Below are 15,825 nucleotides of genomic sequence, written 5' to 3'. Positions count from 1 at the left end.
GTCTTAATGACTAAATTAATAAAAATAATATCAACGTTTTCGTTGGGTCTATTTTTTCTTCTAGGTCTAACAAGTATTGGAAGTGCGGAGACAACCGTTTCTGCAGAAGTTCAATACATTTTTAATACATTTTCATTTTTAGTATGTGGATTTCTAGTTATGTGGATGGCAGCAGGTTTTTGTATGCTTGAATCGGGATTAGTAACTACCAAAAGTGTTTCAACAATTGTTGCAAAAAATATTGGAAAATTTTCAATTGTTGCAATAATTTTTTATTTAGGTGGGTATAATTTAGCTTACGGAATACCAGAAGGTGGTTTCATTGGTTCGTTTACTCCATGGACCTTAACTGATTCTCTTGAGCAAGGTTATTCTGGAAGTGCTGATTGGTTTTTCCAAATGTTATTCGTTGCAGCAACATGCTCTATTGTTTCAGGTGCTGTAGCTGAGAGAATAAAAATTTGGCCTTTCTTTATCTTTTCTGCAATCTTAGGTGGATTAATTTATCCAATTACTATGGGTTGGCAGTGGGGTGGTGGATGGTTAGCATCCCTGGGATTTTCTGACTTTGCGGGCTCTACTTTAGTTCATGCTTGTGGTGGTGCAGCTGCACTAGCTGGTGTAATATTAGTAGGTGCTAGAAAAGGAAGATTTAGTCCAAGAGGTGATGTAAAAACTATGGAACCTTTTGCAGCTTCTTCAATTCCATTAACCGCTCTTGGAACATTTATTTTATGGATGGGTTGGTACGGATTTAATGGTGGTTCACAATTAGCTTTAGGAACATTTGAAGATGCAAATGCAATGTCTAAAATATTTATGAATACTCACTTAGCAGGCGCAGCAGGTTGTGTTACAGCAGCTCTAGTTACAAGACTAATTGGTGGAAAAACTGATGTTGTAATGATGTTGAATGGTGCTCTTGCAGGTTTGGTTTCTATCACAGCAGAACCTTTAGCTCCAAGTCCAATGCTTGCAATTGGTATAGGTGCTGTTGGATCTGTGATTATGTATTTTGGAACTAGCTTATTAAACTCATTAAGATTAGATGATGTTGTTGGTGCTATTCCAGTACATTTATTCGCGGGGGTTTGGGGAACTTTAGCTGTTACATTAAGTAATGTTGGTACAACTTTTACAACTCAATTAATTGGTGTGTTGTCAGTTACAATCTTTACATTTATCTTTTCATTCATTGTATTCTTTTTTTTGAAGCAATTTATTGGTTTGAGAATAAGTGAGCAGGCTGAAAAACTGGGAACTGATGTTGCTGAGATAGGTGTTAGAGCTTACGCAATCAGAGACTAATAATACAATTAATTAGAAGAAATAGGCCCCTTAATTGGGGCCTTTTTTTATTTTTGAATATGTTTTAAGGTCTCTAGAACTCCTTTAGCATGGTCTTTAACCTTAACATTGTCCCAAATTTTTACAATTTTACCTTTAGGATCTATTAAAAAAGTACTTCTAATAACACCCATAAATTCTCTACCCATAAACTTTTTTTTAGTCCAAACTTTGTAACTTTTTATAATTTTAATCTCATCATCAGCTAAAAGATCAAATTTAATCTTATATTTTTCTTTAAATTTGTTATGACTTTTCAAGTCATCTTTGGAAATACCAAACACATCACAATTAAGTTTTTTAAATTTAGTTAATAATCTATTAAAATCATTAGTTTCAATAGTGCATCCTGGTGTATCATCTTTTGGGTAAAAATATAAAACAACATATTTACCAATAGAATCCCCTAAAGAATAAGAATTTCCATTAGTAGAGCTTAAATTTAATGTAGGAGCTTTAGTATTTATTTTAAGCATCAGTTATTTAATTTGCATCCCATAACTTTTTATAATCAATAAACGGAGATAGACCATAGCTAGAATTTACATTAGTTAGATGTAATGAAAGACTTTTTAATGGAGAAATACAAAATTCCTTTGTGTAAATTTCATTAAGATGTTTTTCAAAAGGATCATTTCTATCTAAACAGGTATTATAAAAATTATCCCAATATTTATCTAATAAAGACTTCGTCGTCATAAATGTACATAGTGTTTGATTGATTGTTCTCCAATGTCTTTTGTTTCCAATCAAAATATTTGTTTTTTCATTGTTCGTATAAAGATATGGATAATCAGCAGGACACATAAAGATATCCTTATTAATTTGTGAAGCTATTCTCTCGTATGATGCAATCATCTCTTCCATCATAGGTTCAAAATGCAAGTAATCATCCTCTACAAAGAAAACTAAATCTTCACCATGCTCCTTTCCTAACTCAAAAGACCGAAGCAAGCTTGCTAAATTTGAAAAAGTTTGATCATTTCTTTGTTGTTTGATTATATCTTTGTATTTGTCATGATTTAAAGAAGTAATACTTATATCCAAACCACCTCCATTTATAAGTTTCTTTAATTTATTCAAATTTTCTTCTTTAGATTTATCATCAACAATTATTGTTTTAAATTTAATATTTGGGTATTTAGTTTTAGAAAAATTAATTGACTTTATTAGTGAATTTAAAGCTCTTAATGAATACTCAATTTTAGGCCGCTCAAATAGTCTTCTTTTATTTTGATCCCATATCTCAACATCAGTATTAGTTCTAAATATAATTAAAACCGAACTTATCTTTTTGGAAATTTTTACTTCACCTAGTGGTAAAATAATTGATTTTTCATTTATAATTGAAAGATCCAAGTTTAATTCTTTCTGGAGGGTAGGCGAACTAAAGTTACTCTGATCAATTATCTCGTAACCCAAAACTTTTGAGAGTTTGATAAATAGTCTTTTTATGATGCTTTTTTTCATATAATTGTTTATTGTAAATTTTTACAATATTATGACTATTAAATCATCACAAACTCTAGTTTCTGAAGCATTAAGTGAAGTTAAGACTATTACAGCGGATGAAGCATTAAAGCTATCTAATGAAGGTGCATGTACCTTAATTGATATTAGAGAAAAGGGTGAACTAGATAAAGCAGGCAGAATTGAATACTCAAATCACATCCCTCGTGGAATGTTGGAGTTTTGGCTAGACCCTGATGGTCCTTATTTTAAAAGTGGAAAAATTGATATGAATAAAGAAATGGTTTTATTTTGTGCTGGTGGATTAAGATCTGCTCTTGCAGCTAAATCTTTAAAAGAAATGGGCTTTGAAAAAGTTTCACATATTGATGGTGGCTTTGCAGCAATAAGTCAAAGTGATTTTAAAATAGTTTAAACTATTTATTATATTCATCTAAAGCAAATTCCAATCTATCTTGCCCCCAAAATATTTTATCATTCACAACAAAGGTAGGAGCTCCAAATATTTCTTTATCATGAGCTGCTTGAGTGACATTTTTTAATTTCTCTTTTATTTGAGGATCTTTAACACCTTCAAAGAAACTATTTGAATCAATCTTGCATTTTTCAACAAGAATTTTTAAAATTCCTTCACTAGAAATATCAAGATTATTTTTCCAATAAGCATCAAACATTGTGTTTAGATATAAATCTTTATTTTCATTATTGGTAAAAAGATACCCACGCATAATATTTAGAGAATTAATAGGGAACTTTGAATTCCATATAAAATTTGATTTATCTCGTTTCGCAATTAAATTACAATCACTTATCATATGTTTTAGTTTAGGCTTAATGAAGGCTGGTGCTGTTATACCCTGTAGGTTATGCAGACCACCTAATAGAACTGGTTTATAAATAAAATTGATTTTTTTAATTTGTTTAATTTTTAGGTGAGCTAGGTAAGAGTAGGGACTTATGAAGTCAAAATAGAAATCTATTTCTTTAGTCATATAAGTTAATTCTTTTAGAGTAAAAAATCCTTATGATCCAATAAAGGGTCAGACCAATAGGCCCAATAAAATATGTTATTAAAAGTGGGAAAGACATTAAAACCTTATTTACACCAAATTTTTGAGAGTCTTTAACAATCCAGCCACCACAAAATAAATTCATTGCTAAAAAATGTGTCCAAAATAAAATTATGAAAGCTTTGTATGTAAACAGGTTACTAACAGCATCTAAACCAAGATAGAGTTCAAAATTTTGAATAAAATCGTAACCTTCATTAAAGAATAAATGAAGTAAATATCCATAAGTTAGACTTAAAATAAAAACTGGAAAAATTGATGTTATAAAAACTCTACATATTTGTGATTGTGGAAAGATTATTAATACCAACCAAAAAGGTAAAACACCAAGGTTTAACCACAGAAAAATCATCTCTACAGAGAAATATGTATAAATTTGCTCGATCATTTTTTTGCTATATTATATTACAAGATAACATGATTCCTATGAGAAATAGAAAAAAAACATTAGAGGTTACTATGGAAGAGATGCGAAACTTTTCTTTCGCATATATTGAAAGATATGCACCGTCTAAACAACAATTAAGAACCTATTTATTAAAGAAATATCTTAAAGCAAATGTACCAAATGTTAAAAAACAAGACATCACAGATCTCATTGATATTGTTTTGGTAGATCTTGAAAAAAGTAAATTTATTAGTGACAAATTTTATTCTGAGAGTAAGTCACGTAGTTTAATCCAAAAAGGAAGCTCTATTAATAAGATTAGATACTATTTAATGGGAAAAGGAATTAACGATACTTACATTAAAGAGACATTGGAGAAGATTAAAGAAGATAATTCTGATCAAGATTTCTTCTCAGGTATCAAGGTATGTAAAAAAAAAAGAATTGGACCCGCAAGAGCAGAGGATAATAGACCTTTATTTTATAAAAAAGATATCTCCCTCCTTGCAAGAAATGGTTTTGACTTTGAAACTTCTAAAAGAATAATGGATATTGATCAGACTGAGTATTTAAAAATTATTAAACTACTTTAATTTTTTTTCTTCCTCTTCTTCTTTTGCTAAATGAGTAACTATGTTTTTTATATAGTTTTTAACAAAAACAAAAACTAAAAGACCAAATATTGAAACTGAAACTATTATAATTAAGATTATTCTTAGACGCTCATCCATTAGAGTATATTTTTATTTTTTAAAATTAAACTTAGGTTTTTAAATTCAGGCTTACCATATATAATTTCATCACCATCAAAATCTGTTATTTTCCCACCAGCATGTTCTAATATGGCGTGCCCAGCTGCTATATCCCACTCACAAGCTCTTGGTTCTGCCACATACATATCAAACTCACCAGCGGCTATAACACAAAATTTTAATGAACTCTTCATTTTTTGGAAAGAGGTAATTTTATTTTTTTTATGAATTTCTATAATTTCTGGTTTTAGTTCGTTCGAATAACTCACAGCAGTTACTTCTTCATAATCCTTTTTTTTATCTATTAAAGATATCTCATGAGCATCAATAAGCTCATAACTATTAGACATGCCATAAGAATAAAAAATTCTTTCTTTTGCTGGAGCTGCAATAATTCCTATTGTTGGTTTTTTATCTAATATCAAAGCTGCATTTAATGTGAATTCGTCCCTATTATTTATATACTCTCTCGTCCCATCTATCGGATCAATTAACCAAAAATTTCTTAAATTAATATCATCTTTGTGATTGGTACTTTCCTCTGAAACAATTGGTATATTTGGTGTTATTTCTTGGATTTTATTTGTTAAAATTTTATTAACTTCAATATCACCATTACTTACTGGGGTATTGTCTGACTTAATTTCATTTATTAATCCAACTTTTCTTAAATCCAAAGCCACCTGACTTGCTTGATTAAAAGTATCTATTAAGGAAAGCGTTATTTTTTTAGTTTCTTCAATATTCATTTATAAATCTTTTCTAACCTAATTATTTGTGAGTTAATTACTTTTTTTCCAACATTTTCAAAATTAACTGTAACTTTGCCGTTAATTATTGATTGAACTTGTCCAATACCCCAATCTTTATTCTTTTTATTAGTGACTTTGTCACCTGGTTCATAATCTAAAATCATTTAATTTACTTATATCTAATATACTAATAAATATCATGAAATATGATTAAATTGAATTCAATTGGAATAGCCAAAGAACCAAAAGATACATTAATTGTTGTTGCGATGTCTGGTGGGGTAGATTCCTCAACTGTTGCAGCCATGATGAAGAATGAAGGTTACAACGTTATAGGCATAACTTTAAAACTTTATAATGACAATAAAGAAACAGCGTCTTCAAAACAGTGTTGTGCAGGCCAAGACATTATGGATGCTAAAAGAGTAGCTGATAAATTAAAGATAGAACATAAAATTCTTTATTACCAAGATAAATTTAAAGAAGGTGTCATTGATAATTTTATAGATAGTTATTTAAACGGTGAAACACCGATACCTTGTGTTCAGTGCAATAAAACAGTTAAATTTACAGATTTATTTGAAGAAGCAAAAAGATTAAAAGCAGATGCTTTAGTTACAGGTCATTATGTCAAAAGTATTACTAAAGAAAATAATACCGATATGTACCGGGGAATAGATTTAAATAGAGATCAAAGTTATTTTTTATTCAACACTACAAAAGATCAATTAAATTTTTTGAGGTTTCCGTTAGGTAATCTTCTTAAAGACGAAACAAGAAATATTGCAAGAGAGCTTGATCTTAATGTTGCCGATAAACCTGATAGCCAAGATATATGCTTTGTACCCAATGGTGATTATGCTTCTGTTATAGAAAAATTTAGACCGAACTCTTTTAGTAAAGGAAACATAAAGAACATGGAGGGTGAAGTGATAGGTGTTCATGACGGAATTATTAATTATACAATTGGTCAACGAAAAGGAATTGGAATTTCAGATAAAAATCCATTGTATGTAGTAAAAATAATTGCAGATAAAAATGAAATTATTGTTGGAGCTAAAGAACACTTAGTTAAAACTAAAATAAATTTAAAAGATTTAAATATTATAACCAATGATCAAAATGATTTTGAAAAAGAATTATTTGTGAAAGTAAGATCCACTGGAAGATTAATTAAGGCTAAAATAGATATTACCAGTACTACAGCAAATGTAGATTTGTTAGAAGAAGAGCATGGAATAGCACCAGGACAAGCATGTGTTTTTTACTCAAAAAATAGTAATGGCTATAAAGTTCTTGGTGGCGGATGGGTAAAAAACTAATATTTACTAGAATTAAATTGGTCTAGAAGATCAGATTGATAAGTTATTTGTTCTTAGCTTTTCTTTTAGCTCTTCTTTTTTTAGAGCCCTGTTTTCTTCGACCTCTATGCTTTTTTGGGTAACCCATATTATCCTATTTTTAATTTTATTGACGTTATCGGAGTGATATAGCATTGTCCTATTAACTTATCAAATTTTTTATGAGCAAAACATTCAAGACTTTTATCAAACATACGGCAAAAGATTACCATAATCAGTCAGTTAACCCACCAATAGTGCGAGCCTCAACTATTATCTTCAAATCAATGCAAGATATTAGAAAAATGCAAGATAAAGCAAAAAAAGACCCAACAGGAGGCCATTTTGATTATGGCAGACAAGGCACATCTACAACTCATATTCTTTCACAAATATTAAAGGAAATAGAAGAAGCCTATCATGTTTTTTTAACCCCAACAGGTTTTGGAGCAGTTTTTTTATCAATTTTTAGTGTGTTACGACCAGGTGATGAAATAATTGTAGCTGATCCAACTTATTCACCAACCAGATCCTTAACTCAAGATTTCTTAAAAGAATTTAATATAAAATCTACTTTTTATAATCCACATGACTTAAAAACTTTAGAAAAAAGTATTACTAAAAAAACAAAATTAATCTTTGTAGAAAATCCAGGAAGTAATACTTTTGATTTTCAAGATTTAGGAAAGATAGTATCGATTGCAAAAAAAAATAAAGTTTTAACAGCAATAGATAATACTTGGGGAACCCCATATTTTCTAAAACCTATTAAATTAGGCTTTGATATGTCTATAGTTTCAGCAACCAAATACTATTCAGGTCATTCAGATGTTATGGGTGGAACTTTAGCTGTTAACAAGAAAGTATTTAAACAAGTTGAGAAAGCTAATAGAATAACAGGCTTAAGACTTGGCCCAGATGATGCCTATTTAATAACAAGAGGTCTGAGAACTTTAGATATCAGATTAGATAAGCATGAAAAAAATGCAAAAAAAATATCTGAGTTTTTATCAAAATATCAAAAAATAAAACTTTTATATCCTTATAAAAAAGATTCATTGAATTTTAGAATGTGGAAAAAATACTATTCTGGTGCATCAGGATTAATGGGAATTATGATAAAATCAAAAAATAAAAACTCAGTAATTAAATTTGTTAACTCTTTGAAGTTATTTGGTTACGGTTATAGTTGGGGAGGCTTTGAGAGCCTAGCTTTATATCAAGATAAGAGAGAACAAGGTAATAGACAGTATTTAAAATTAGCTAATGACGAACATTTAGTAAGATTACACATAGGTTTAGAGGATCCAAAAGACCTCATTGAAGATTTAAAAAAATCACTTAAATTTATTAAGTGAGTTCAGAAAAATTTATAAAAAATAACACTGCTCTAATAACTTTAATTACCGCGTGCGGGGTTGTTCTTATTTCACTTGGTGTAAGACAAACATTTGGTTTATTTTTCATGGATTTTAAAAATGATCTTAATGTTAGCATTACACAGTCTGGGTTAGCGATTGGTATTCAAATGTTAATGTGGGGATTATCGGGACCTATATTTGGTGTAATTGCTGATAAATATGGTGGGCATAAAGCAATTGGTTTAGCTTTTATTTTTTATATTTTGGGTATTTATTTCCTATACTCTGGACCTAACACAGGTCTCTTTTTTCAAATTGATTTAGGAATCCTTGTTGGTATTGGATTGGGAGGTACCGCTATAAGCATTCCAATGTCGATTGTTGGAAAACACTTCCCACTATCAAATAGAACTATAGCTATGAGTATAGTAACTGCCGTTGGTTCATTTGGTTATTTTATTTCACCTCTATACACCAATTATTCGCTGGTAAGTAATGGCTGGGTTAATACTTTGTTTTTATTTATGTTGGTTTTATTTCTAGGATTTGTCATGTCTTTTTTTGTTAGATCTCCTTCATTGACCCAATCAATTGAAAAGCCTAACGACCAAAGTACAATGAGTGCATTAAATGAAGCTTTTAAAAATAAAAGCTACCTATTTTTAACTGGTGGTTTTTTTGTATGTGGTTTTCATATTACTTTGGTTGGTACCCATGTACCGGTTTATATTGCTGATAGAGGTCTAGAAGGGTGGACTGCAGCTGCAATTTTATCATTAATTGGTTTGTTTAATATATTTGGTTCTTTAACATCCGGTTACCTATCAACAAAGATGAGTAAAAAAATTATTTTAAGCGCACTTTATTTTTTAAGAGGAATTTCGATTTGCTTCTTTATATTTTTACCACCAAGCAATATTAGTTCATTTATTTTTGGCGCTACATTCGGTTTCTTATGGTTAGCTACCGTGCCAGCAACAAGTGGAATAGTTGCCCAAATGTTTGGGACTAAATATTTGGGACTTTTGTATGGTATTGTTTTTTTAAGTCATCAAATAGGCTCTTTCCTAGGTGCGTATCTAGGAGGTTTATTTCATGATTTATATGGGTCGTATGACTATGCGTGGTATTTAGCAATTGCACTTTCTATTTTTGCGGCAATAATACACTTACCAATAAAAGAAGAGGCAGTTTTAAGATTAAAAACAGAGTAACAAATTGATTAAGAAAAATTATCTAGAAGATTTAAATAATACGAATAAACCTTTTATTATCTACAAGTCAGGTAAAGGGTTTGATTTATATAAAGATTTTTCACAAAAAATTATTTTAACAAATCAAAATATCGAAAAATTTATTAATAAAAGCATTAAGTTAAGGTCTAAAAATAAAGAAACAGATCTATTTATTGGCTTTTTTGGTTATGAAATTTTAAATAATTTAATAGGTGTTAAAATAAAAAAACAAAAAGTATTAAAGTTTCCCAAGGGTATTTTTTACAAACCCGAAACAAAAATAAAATTTTCTAAAGAGCTAAATTATAAGCCGTTAAAAATTATTAAATCTAACAAAGTTTTTAAGATTAATTTAAATAATAGATCTTATGAAAAAATTTTTAATAAATTTAAAAAAAGAATTAAAGCTGGTGAAACTTATCAAATAAAAATTTGCACAAAATATAAAAATAGCTCTCAAATTGATGCTCTAGATTTTTTTTGTAGACTTGTAAAAAGTAATATGGCTCCAGAAGCATTTATGATTAAAGATAGAAATTATTCAATAATTAGCTGTTCACCAGAGAATTTAATCACTAAAAAAGGTAATTTTATAACCACCAAGCCAATAGCGGGAACATTAAAAAAATCTAAAAACTTTAATAAGCAAAAAGCCCTAGCTTTCTTTAAGAAAAATATAAAAGAAACTAAAGAACACAATATGATCGTAGACATGGAAAGAAGTGATTTATCCAAAATTTGCAAACCGGGAACCGTTAAGATTCTTAAAAAGAAAACAGTAGAAGAATATAAAGACCTTTATCATTATGTGAGTTTAATAGGGGGTAAATTAAAAGACAAAGTTTCTTCATTAGATATCGTAAAGGCAATGATGCCTGGTGGATCTGTAATAGGGTGCCCTAAAATTAGCACTCTTAATTTGCTTAACAATCAAGAGAAAGAAAATCGAAATATTTATACTGGCAGTTTTGGTTATATAAAATTTAATGGTGATATGAGATTTAATATAATCATTAGATCTATTTTGAACTATCAAAACCAATCAGAAATCTCAGTCGCATCTGGTGTTGTAATTGATAGTAATGCAAAACATGAGTTTAATGAAAACTATATAAAGGCTAAAGCTTTAATTGATCTTTACAAATGATTTATATAATTGATCATAATGACTCATTTACACAAAATGTAGTTCATCAATTTTCAAATTTTGATGATGTAGAATGTGATAATTATAATAAGATTGATCAAAAAAAACTTACTAAAGCTGATGTAATAGTTTTTTCACCTGGTCCTGGCTCTCCAAAAAATTACACAATTACCTCAAGTATTTATAAAAAGTATAAAGGAAAAAAGAAGATTATCGGTATATGTCTTGGTTTTCAGCAGATTTTGTATTGTGAAAAAGGAGAAATAGTTGAACAAAAAAAAATATACCACGGATATCAATCTCAAATAAAGGTTACCAGCAATAATTCATTATTTAAAAAAAATCGTAATTTTAATGTTGGAAGATATCATTCGTTAAAATTAAAAGAGCCATTTGCTGCAAAAAATTTTGAAATTACGATGAGATGTGCTATTTCGAATGTAGCAATGGCAATAGAAAACAATAAAGAAAAAGTATATGGCTTTCAATTTCATCCAGAATCTTTTTTAACTGAAAATGGTAACTTACTTATTAAAAAAATCTTATCAGCATAAAACACTCAAAGAAATTAATTTTAAAGATCTTTGGGGGGATAAAGGTGTGTTCACTACTATGCGGATTTTTGGAAAACCTGCTAAAATCCTTTTTTTTAAAAAACATATTAAAAATTTAATTAAATCATTAAAAATTTACAAATTAGATAGAGTCAATATTGAAAAAGATATTCTTAAATTAATTAGATTGAATATTGATAAGAGTAAATCTTACAATCATCTCCTTAGAGTTGCTATAAATATGAAGATAATCTCTGTTTCTCTAAGAGACAGAAAAACACCCAAGTTAAAATTTAATTTAAAATTGATAAATCACAAAAGAATTGACCCTGAGCTTAAAAATTTAAAATACAAATTAATATTAAAACATTTATCTAAGATGGATAGTACCACTTCTGACGTGGGTTTATGTTTTAAAAAAAAAATACTAGAAAGTGGAACTTCAAACATGTTTTTTATAAAAGGTAGCAAAATATACTCTCCTTCTAGAAATATTTATAAAGGTGTTACTTATAATTTTTTTAAAAAAAAATTAATTAAAATTATTAATAAAGAAATTTTAATTAGTTCTTTAATTGATTATGATGAAATTTTACTTATTGGTTCTGGAAAAGCAGTTACTTCTGTTGAAACCATCAAAGAAATTAATTGGAAAAGAAAGGGTTTGAAATATTATAAAATACTTTCTAATTTTTATAAAAAAGAAATTTCAAAGTGTCCAGTTTATAGGTAGAGCTTAACTATGAGAGATCCTAATAATCCATGTTTATTTTGTAGTATTAAAGAGAGTGGCCTGGCTGATGAAAACACTTTAGCCTATGCAAGTTATGATACTTATCCTATTTCTGAATTGCACTGTTTAATTATTCCAAAGCGCCATGTTAAAGATTATTTTGAATTAACTAACGATGAAGTTATTGCCTGTAATGATCTTATAAAAAAAATAAAAGATAAAATTTTATTAAAAGACCCATCAGTTAAAGGTTTTAATATAGGCACAAACGCAGGTAAAATTGCAGGACAATCGGTTTTACATTGTCATATTCACTTAATACCAAGAAGAGAAGGGGATGTTGAAAACCCACAAGGCGGTGTAAGATCAGTTATTCCTCTAAAACAACATTATAAGCGTAAAGTATAAGTTGTATTCTTAAATGCATAAAAATGCAGTCCATATAACGGTTGATCTATCATTTTAACTATATTAGAAACATCAAAATTAATTAAGTTTTTAAAGGGTAATAATATAATGACCAATAATCCATTCGCTGTACTAGCCGAAACCATACCTTCGGTATTTTTACAGGGTTTCGTTATAACTATGCTTTCTTTAATTGTCATAGGCACTGTAATTCAAATGATTCATCATAAAAATATTACATATTTTTTTAATAATGCAAAAAAAGCAAAACTATCAGCAACTAGAGAATTGGGTGCTGGAGAAACTACAGCTATTATTGCAAAAACAATAGTTCACGATATTGCCACCACTTCTGAGCTAGGTGCTGGTAAAAGAAGAGTGGCACACGTTTTAGGAATGTACGGCACTATTTTATTTTGGGTTGCTACAGTTGTCCTAATTTTTAGCTACACATCAAGCGAATCGGTTACACCTAATTTTTGGTCAATGATGTGGCATGTTGGGGCAATAATGACATGTGTTGGTGGATATTGGTTTTGGTTATTTTTAAGAGTTGATGTACTAGCAGAAGCTCATCCCTGGTATAGAATTATTAAAGCAGACTTATTTGTATTAACCTTACTAGCATGTGCAACATTCGGTTTAGCATGGTCTTACACTCAATCTTTAAATTTAGAAAATAGATGGGATGATAAAGTATTTTTAACTTTATATATTTTATCAAACATAGCTTTATTTGGTGGCGTATATTGGTCAAAATTTGCACACATGATTTACAAGCCGGGCGCAGCTATTCAAAAGAATTTAGCTGAGGCTGATGGTTCAAGAGATAATCTTCCACCATTTGCTGATGCACCAAAGCAATTTGGACTAGGAATTAAAAGAGAGCAACCCAAACACTATTAAAAAGAAAGAGGTAATATAATATGTCAACTTTTGTATATATGACGAGATGTGATGGATGTGGTCACTGTGTAGATATTTGTCCATCAGATATCATGCACATTGATGAAAATATTAGAAGAGCAGTAAACATTGAACCAAATTTTTGTTGGGAATGCTATTCTTGTGTAAAAGCTTGCCCTAACCATGCAATCGATGTTCGTGGTTATGCAGACTTTGCTCCAATGGGTCACAGTGTTAGAGTTAGACGCGAAGAGGAAAAAGGAACCATCTCTTGGAAAATTAAATTTAGAAATGGAACTACAAAGGACTTTGTATCTCCAATCACAACGAAACCTTGGGGAAAATTTATTCCAAAATTAGCAGAAGGTGAAAAACCTGATGAAGGAGAGATTAATTCTCAAATGCTTTATACTGAACCTAATGGTTTAAACATTGATGGTAAGTTACCATCTGTACCCAAAGATACATTTAAAAAGGGAGTTTATTACTAATGGCTAAGCATAAAACACATTACGAAGATTGTGATGTTCTAGTTGTTGGTGGTGGTATGGCTGGAACTGGTGCTACTTTTGAAGCTAGACACTGGGGAAGAGACATGAAAATTATTTGCGTTGAAAAAGCTAATATTGATAGAAGTGGAGCAGTTGCCCAAGGTCTATATGCTATTAACTGTTACATGGGTATGCAGTGGGGCGAAAACCAACCAGAAGATCACGTAAGATATGCTCGTAATGATTTAATGGGAATGGTTAGAGAAGATTTAGGTTATGACATGGCTCGTCACGTTGATTCAACAGTTCACATGTTTGATGAGTGGGGCCTACCTATGATGAAAAATGAAAAAACAGGTCGTTACCTTAGAGAGGGTAAGTGGCAGATCATGATTCATGGTGAAAGTTATAAGCCAATCGTTGCGGAAGCTGCAAAAAAATCAGCTGATAAAATTTATAATAGAATAATGATTACGCATCTTTTAATGGATGAAGCTCAAGAAAATAGAGTAGGTGGAGCTGTTGGTTTTAACATGAGAACTGGTGATTACCATGTGTTTAGAGCGAAAACTGTAATTGTTGCAGCAGGTGGAGCATCACACATTTTTAAACCAAGAGCTGTTGGTGAGGGAATGGGAAGAACTTGGTACGCACCTTGGAGTAATGGTTCTGCTTATGCATTACCTATCGCTGTTGGAGCAAAAATGACACAAATGGAAAACAGAATTGTGTTGTGCAGATTTAAAGATGGTTATGGTCCAGTTGGAGCATATTTCTTACACCTTAAAACATATACTCAAAATGCTAATGGTGAAAACTATGAGAAGAAATGGTACGATCAAACTAAAGAATTAGTCGGTGAATATATTGATCACCATCCAACTCCCACATGTTTGAGAAATCATGCGTTTATTCAAGAAACTATAGCAGGTGGTGGACCAATTCACATGGTAACTACTGAAGCTTTTCAAGACCCACACTTGGAAACAGTTGGTTGGGAAAATTTCCTTGGTATGACTGTTGGCCAAGCTGTTGTTTGGGCTTCACAAAATATTGATCCTAAATACACAAACCCTGAATTAACTACATCTGAACCTTATGTTATGGGTTCTCATGCTACATGTTCTGGAGCTTGGGTTAGTGGACCTGAAGATTTATCTCCACCAGAATATTTCTGGGGTTATAACAGAATGTTAACTATTGATGGACTTTTTGGTGCAGGTGATACTGTTGGTGGAAGTGCCCATAAATTTTCATCTGGATCATTTACTGAAGGTCGTTTAGCTGCAAAAGCTGCTGTTAAATATATTGAAGATAAAAAAGCAGAAGGTATTAAAGTTACAGATAAACAGTGTGAAGACTTTAAAGTGGCTATATTTAAACCTCTTGAGACTTATCAAGTTGCTCAAAATGAGATTACAGGTGGAACAGTTTCGCCAAGTTACATTTCACCAATTCAAGGACTTCAACGTCTACAAAGAATTATGGACGAGTATGTTGGTGGTATTGCAACCAACTACATGACCAATGGTAATATGCTTAAAAGAGGCTTAGAACTGCTTGCTTGGTTAGAGGAAGATCTAGAAAAAGTAGGTGCTGAAGATTTACACCAACTTATGAGAGCTTGGGAATTAAAACACAGAGCTTTAACTTCCCAATGTGTAACTGAACACACTATGTTCCGTGAAGAAACACGTTGGCCTGGTTACTATTACAGAGGCGATCACATGAAGCTTGATGATGACAATTGGCATTGTTTAACAGTTTCTAGACGTGATCCAAAAACTGGTAAATTCTCACTAGAAAAAGTACCGGTTTACCACATAGTTGACGAGAACGAGAAGAAAAAAGCTTCTTAAAACAGTTAAACT

20 protein-coding genes are annotated in these 15,825 nt (G+C 30.4%); 13 read left to right on the top strand and 7 right to left on the bottom strand.

Features of this window, described 5'->3' with window-relative positions:
- Positions 1–6: 6 nt before the first annotated feature.
- Entirely contained in the window at positions 7–1,308 is a 1,302-nt protein-coding gene (locus tag ABXT65_RS04175) for an ammonium transporter (RefSeq protein WP_415322448.1), read from the top strand.
- A gap of 47 nt (positions 1,309–1,355) precedes the next feature.
- Here the strand turns inward: ABXT65_RS04175 and ABXT65_RS04170 are convergent, their stop codons facing one another.
- Both ABXT65_RS04170 and ABXT65_RS04165 read right to left on the bottom strand, forming a co-directional pair.
- A complete protein-coding gene (locus ABXT65_RS04170) occupies positions 1,356–1,823 on the bottom strand; it encodes a peroxiredoxin (RefSeq protein ID WP_415322446.1) in 468 nt (155 codons plus the stop codon).
- Positions 1,824–1,830: 7 nt separating this feature from the next.
- Positions 1,831–2,817 carry a glycosyltransferase family 2 protein gene (locus ABXT65_RS04165; protein ID WP_415322444.1) on the bottom strand — a complete coding sequence of 329 codons (987 nt, stop codon included), beginning with the start codon at positions 2,815–2,817 and terminating at the stop codon, positions 1,831–1,833.
- Positions 2,818–2,848: 31 nt separating this feature from the next.
- On the opposite strand from ABXT65_RS04165, the gene ABXT65_RS04160 reads away from it, so the two are divergent.
- Positions 2,849–3,232 (top strand): rhodanese-like domain-containing protein, encoded by a 384-nt coding sequence (locus ABXT65_RS04160; RefSeq protein ID WP_415322442.1) that lies wholly within the window; start codon positions 2,849–2,851, stop codon positions 3,230–3,232.
- A gap of 1 nt (position 3,233) precedes the next feature.
- Here the strand turns inward: ABXT65_RS04160 and ABXT65_RS04155 are convergent, their stop codons facing one another.
- Together ABXT65_RS04155 and ABXT65_RS04150 are read right to left on the bottom strand one after the other, a co-directional pair.
- Positions 3,234–3,809, bottom strand: a complete 576-nt coding sequence (locus ABXT65_RS04155; RefSeq protein WP_415322440.1) for a 2-hydroxychromene-2-carboxylate isomerase — start codon at positions 3,807–3,809, stop codon at positions 3,234–3,236.
- Complete coding sequence (locus ABXT65_RS04150) at positions 3,802–4,275, bottom strand: ABA4-like family protein (RefSeq protein ID WP_415322438.1); 474 nt, start codon at positions 4,273–4,275, stop codon at positions 3,802–3,804. The genes ABXT65_RS04155 and ABXT65_RS04150 overlap by 8 nt, the downstream gene beginning before the upstream one ends.
- A 38-nt stretch (positions 4,276–4,313) precedes the next feature.
- Here ABXT65_RS04150 and ABXT65_RS04145 point away from each other — a divergent pair, with 38 nt between their 5' ends.
- On the top strand, positions 4,314–4,868 hold the full coding sequence (locus ABXT65_RS04145) for a regulatory protein RecX (RefSeq protein ID WP_415322436.1): 555 nt from the start codon (positions 4,314–4,316) through the stop codon (positions 4,866–4,868).
- Here ABXT65_RS04145 and ABXT65_RS04140 read toward each other — a convergent pair.
- Genes ABXT65_RS04140 through ABXT65_RS04130 form a run of 3 tightly spaced genes read right to left on the bottom strand, consistent with a single transcriptional unit; the run spans position 4,860 to position 5,943 of the window.
- On the bottom strand, positions 4,860–5,006 hold the full coding sequence (locus ABXT65_RS04140; RefSeq protein WP_415322434.1) for a hypothetical protein: 147 nt from the start codon (positions 5,004–5,006) through the stop codon (positions 4,860–4,862). The two genes, ABXT65_RS04145 and ABXT65_RS04140, sit on opposite strands and share 9 nt — an antisense overlap.
- Positions 5,006–5,776, bottom strand: a complete 771-nt coding sequence (locus ABXT65_RS04135; protein ID WP_415322432.1) for a 3'(2'),5'-bisphosphate nucleotidase CysQ family protein — start codon at positions 5,774–5,776, stop codon at positions 5,006–5,008. Before ABXT65_RS04135 ends, ABXT65_RS04140 begins: the two co-directional genes overlap by 1 nt.
- Positions 5,773–5,943 (bottom strand): DUF3553 domain-containing protein, encoded by a 171-nt coding sequence (locus tag ABXT65_RS04130; RefSeq protein ID WP_415322430.1) that lies wholly within the window; start codon positions 5,941–5,943, stop codon positions 5,773–5,775. Before ABXT65_RS04130 ends, ABXT65_RS04135 begins: the two co-directional genes overlap by 4 nt.
- A gap of 42 nt (positions 5,944–5,985) precedes the next feature.
- Here ABXT65_RS04130 and mnmA point away from each other — a divergent pair, with 42 nt between their 5' ends.
- The 10 genes from mnmA (at position 5,986) to aprA (ending at position 15,813) form a co-directional block, all read left to right on the top strand.
- Positions 5,986–7,101: a tRNA 2-thiouridine(34) synthase MnmA gene (gene mnmA, locus ABXT65_RS04125; protein WP_415322428.1), complete on the top strand. Its 1,116-nt coding sequence runs from the start codon at positions 5,986–5,988 to the stop codon at positions 7,099–7,101.
- 200 nt (positions 7,102–7,301) lie between these two features.
- Positions 7,302–8,477, top strand: a complete 1,176-nt coding sequence (locus ABXT65_RS04120; protein WP_415322426.1) for a trans-sulfuration enzyme family protein — start codon at positions 7,302–7,304, stop codon at positions 8,475–8,477.
- Positions 8,474–9,694 carry an MFS transporter gene (locus tag ABXT65_RS04115; RefSeq protein ID WP_415322424.1) on the top strand — a complete coding sequence of 407 codons (1,221 nt, stop codon included), beginning with the start codon at positions 8,474–8,476 and terminating at the stop codon, positions 9,692–9,694. Before ABXT65_RS04120 ends, ABXT65_RS04115 begins: the two co-directional genes overlap by 4 nt.
- Positions 9,695–9,698: 4 nt before the next feature.
- A complete protein-coding gene (locus ABXT65_RS04110; RefSeq protein ID WP_415322422.1) occupies positions 9,699–10,862 on the top strand; it encodes a chorismate-binding protein in 1,164 nt (387 codons plus the stop codon).
- Positions 10,859–11,416: an aminodeoxychorismate/anthranilate synthase component II gene (locus ABXT65_RS04105; protein WP_415322420.1), complete on the top strand. Its 558-nt coding sequence runs from the start codon at positions 10,859–10,861 to the stop codon at positions 11,414–11,416. Before ABXT65_RS04110 ends, ABXT65_RS04105 begins: the two co-directional genes overlap by 4 nt.
- Positions 11,379–12,149, top strand: a complete 771-nt coding sequence (locus ABXT65_RS04100; RefSeq protein ID WP_415322418.1) for an aminotransferase class IV — start codon at positions 11,379–11,381, stop codon at positions 12,147–12,149. The genes ABXT65_RS04105 and ABXT65_RS04100 overlap by 38 nt, the downstream gene beginning before the upstream one ends.
- A 9-nt stretch (positions 12,150–12,158) precedes the next feature.
- Positions 12,159–12,557 carry an HIT family protein gene (locus ABXT65_RS04095; RefSeq protein ID WP_415322416.1) on the top strand — a complete coding sequence of 133 codons (399 nt, stop codon included), beginning with the start codon at positions 12,159–12,161 and terminating at the stop codon, positions 12,555–12,557.
- A 105-nt stretch (positions 12,558–12,662) separates the two neighbouring features.
- Positions 12,663–13,463 (top strand): adenylyl-sulfate reductase, encoded by an 801-nt coding sequence (locus ABXT65_RS04090; protein ID WP_415324203.1) that lies wholly within the window; start codon positions 12,663–12,665, stop codon positions 13,461–13,463.
- A 20-nt stretch (positions 13,464–13,483) separates the two neighbouring features.
- Positions 13,484–13,954: an adenylyl-sulfate reductase subunit beta gene (aprB, locus tag ABXT65_RS04085; RefSeq protein WP_415322415.1), complete on the top strand. Its 471-nt coding sequence runs from the start codon at positions 13,484–13,486 to the stop codon at positions 13,952–13,954.
- Positions 13,954–15,813: an adenylyl-sulfate reductase subunit alpha gene (gene aprA, locus ABXT65_RS04080; protein WP_415322413.1), complete on the top strand. Its 1,860-nt coding sequence runs from the start codon at positions 13,954–13,956 to the stop codon at positions 15,811–15,813. Before aprB ends, aprA begins: the two co-directional genes overlap by 1 nt.
- Positions 15,814–15,825 lie beyond the last annotated feature (12 nt).

The sequence above is a fragment of the Candidatus Pelagibacter sp. Uisw_127 genome, assembly GCF_047722515.1.
Classification (GTDB): Bacteria; Pseudomonadota; Alphaproteobacteria; order Pelagibacterales; family Pelagibacteraceae; genus Pelagibacter.
Note: the sequence above shows the minus strand (reverse complement) of the source record. Positions and strands in the feature narration are given on the sequence as shown.

Excerpts from the sequence above, each read along its gene's own strand:
- ABXT65_RS04140 (WP_415322434.1), bottom strand. The coding sequence starts at position 5,006 with ATGGATGAGCGTCTAAGAATAATCTTAATTATAATAGTTTCAGTTTCA.
- aprA (WP_415322413.1), top strand. The coding sequence starts at position 13,954 with ATGGCTAAGCATAAAACACATTACGAAGATTGTGATGTTCTAGTTGTT.
- ABXT65_RS04130 (WP_415322430.1), bottom strand. The coding sequence starts at position 5,943 with ATGATTTTAGATTATGAACCAGGTGACAAAGTCACTAATAAAAAGAAT.
- ABXT65_RS04100 (WP_415322418.1), top strand. The coding sequence starts at position 11,379 with ATGGTAACTTACTTATTAAAAAAATCTTATCAGCATAAAACACTCAAA.
- ABXT65_RS04105 (WP_415322420.1), top strand. The coding sequence starts at position 10,859 with ATGATTTATATAATTGATCATAATGACTCATTTACACAAAATGTAGTT.
- ABXT65_RS04135 (WP_415322432.1), bottom strand. The coding sequence starts at position 5,776 with ATGAATATTGAAGAAACTAAAAAAATAACGCTTTCCTTAATAGATACT.
- ABXT65_RS04170 (WP_415322446.1), bottom strand. The coding sequence starts at position 1,823 with ATGCTTAAAATAAATACTAAAGCTCCTACATTAAATTTAAGCTCTACT.
- ABXT65_RS04150 (WP_415322438.1), bottom strand. The coding sequence starts at position 4,275 with ATGATCGAGCAAATTTATACATATTTCTCTGTAGAGATGATTTTTCTG.
- ABXT65_RS04175 (WP_415322448.1), top strand. The coding sequence starts at position 7 with ATGACTAAATTAATAAAAATAATATCAACGTTTTCGTTGGGTCTATTT.
- aprB (WP_415322415.1), top strand. The coding sequence starts at position 13,484 with ATGTCAACTTTTGTATATATGACGAGATGTGATGGATGTGGTCACTGT.
- mnmA (WP_415322428.1), top strand. The coding sequence starts at position 5,986 with ATGATTAAATTGAATTCAATTGGAATAGCCAAAGAACCAAAAGATACA.
- ABXT65_RS04155 (WP_415322440.1), bottom strand. The coding sequence starts at position 3,809 with ATGACTAAAGAAATAGATTTCTATTTTGACTTCATAAGTCCCTACTCT.
- ABXT65_RS04120 (WP_415322426.1), top strand. The coding sequence starts at position 7,302 with ATGAGCAAAACATTCAAGACTTTTATCAAACATACGGCAAAAGATTAC.
- ABXT65_RS04165 (WP_415322444.1), bottom strand. The coding sequence starts at position 2,817 with ATGAAAAAAAGCATCATAAAAAGACTATTTATCAAACTCTCAAAAGTT.
- ABXT65_RS04145 (WP_415322436.1), top strand. The coding sequence starts at position 4,314 with ATGAGAAATAGAAAAAAAACATTAGAGGTTACTATGGAAGAGATGCGA.
- ABXT65_RS04095 (WP_415322416.1), top strand. The coding sequence starts at position 12,159 with ATGAGAGATCCTAATAATCCATGTTTATTTTGTAGTATTAAAGAGAGT.
- ABXT65_RS04160 (WP_415322442.1), top strand. The coding sequence starts at position 2,849 with ATGACTATTAAATCATCACAAACTCTAGTTTCTGAAGCATTAAGTGAA.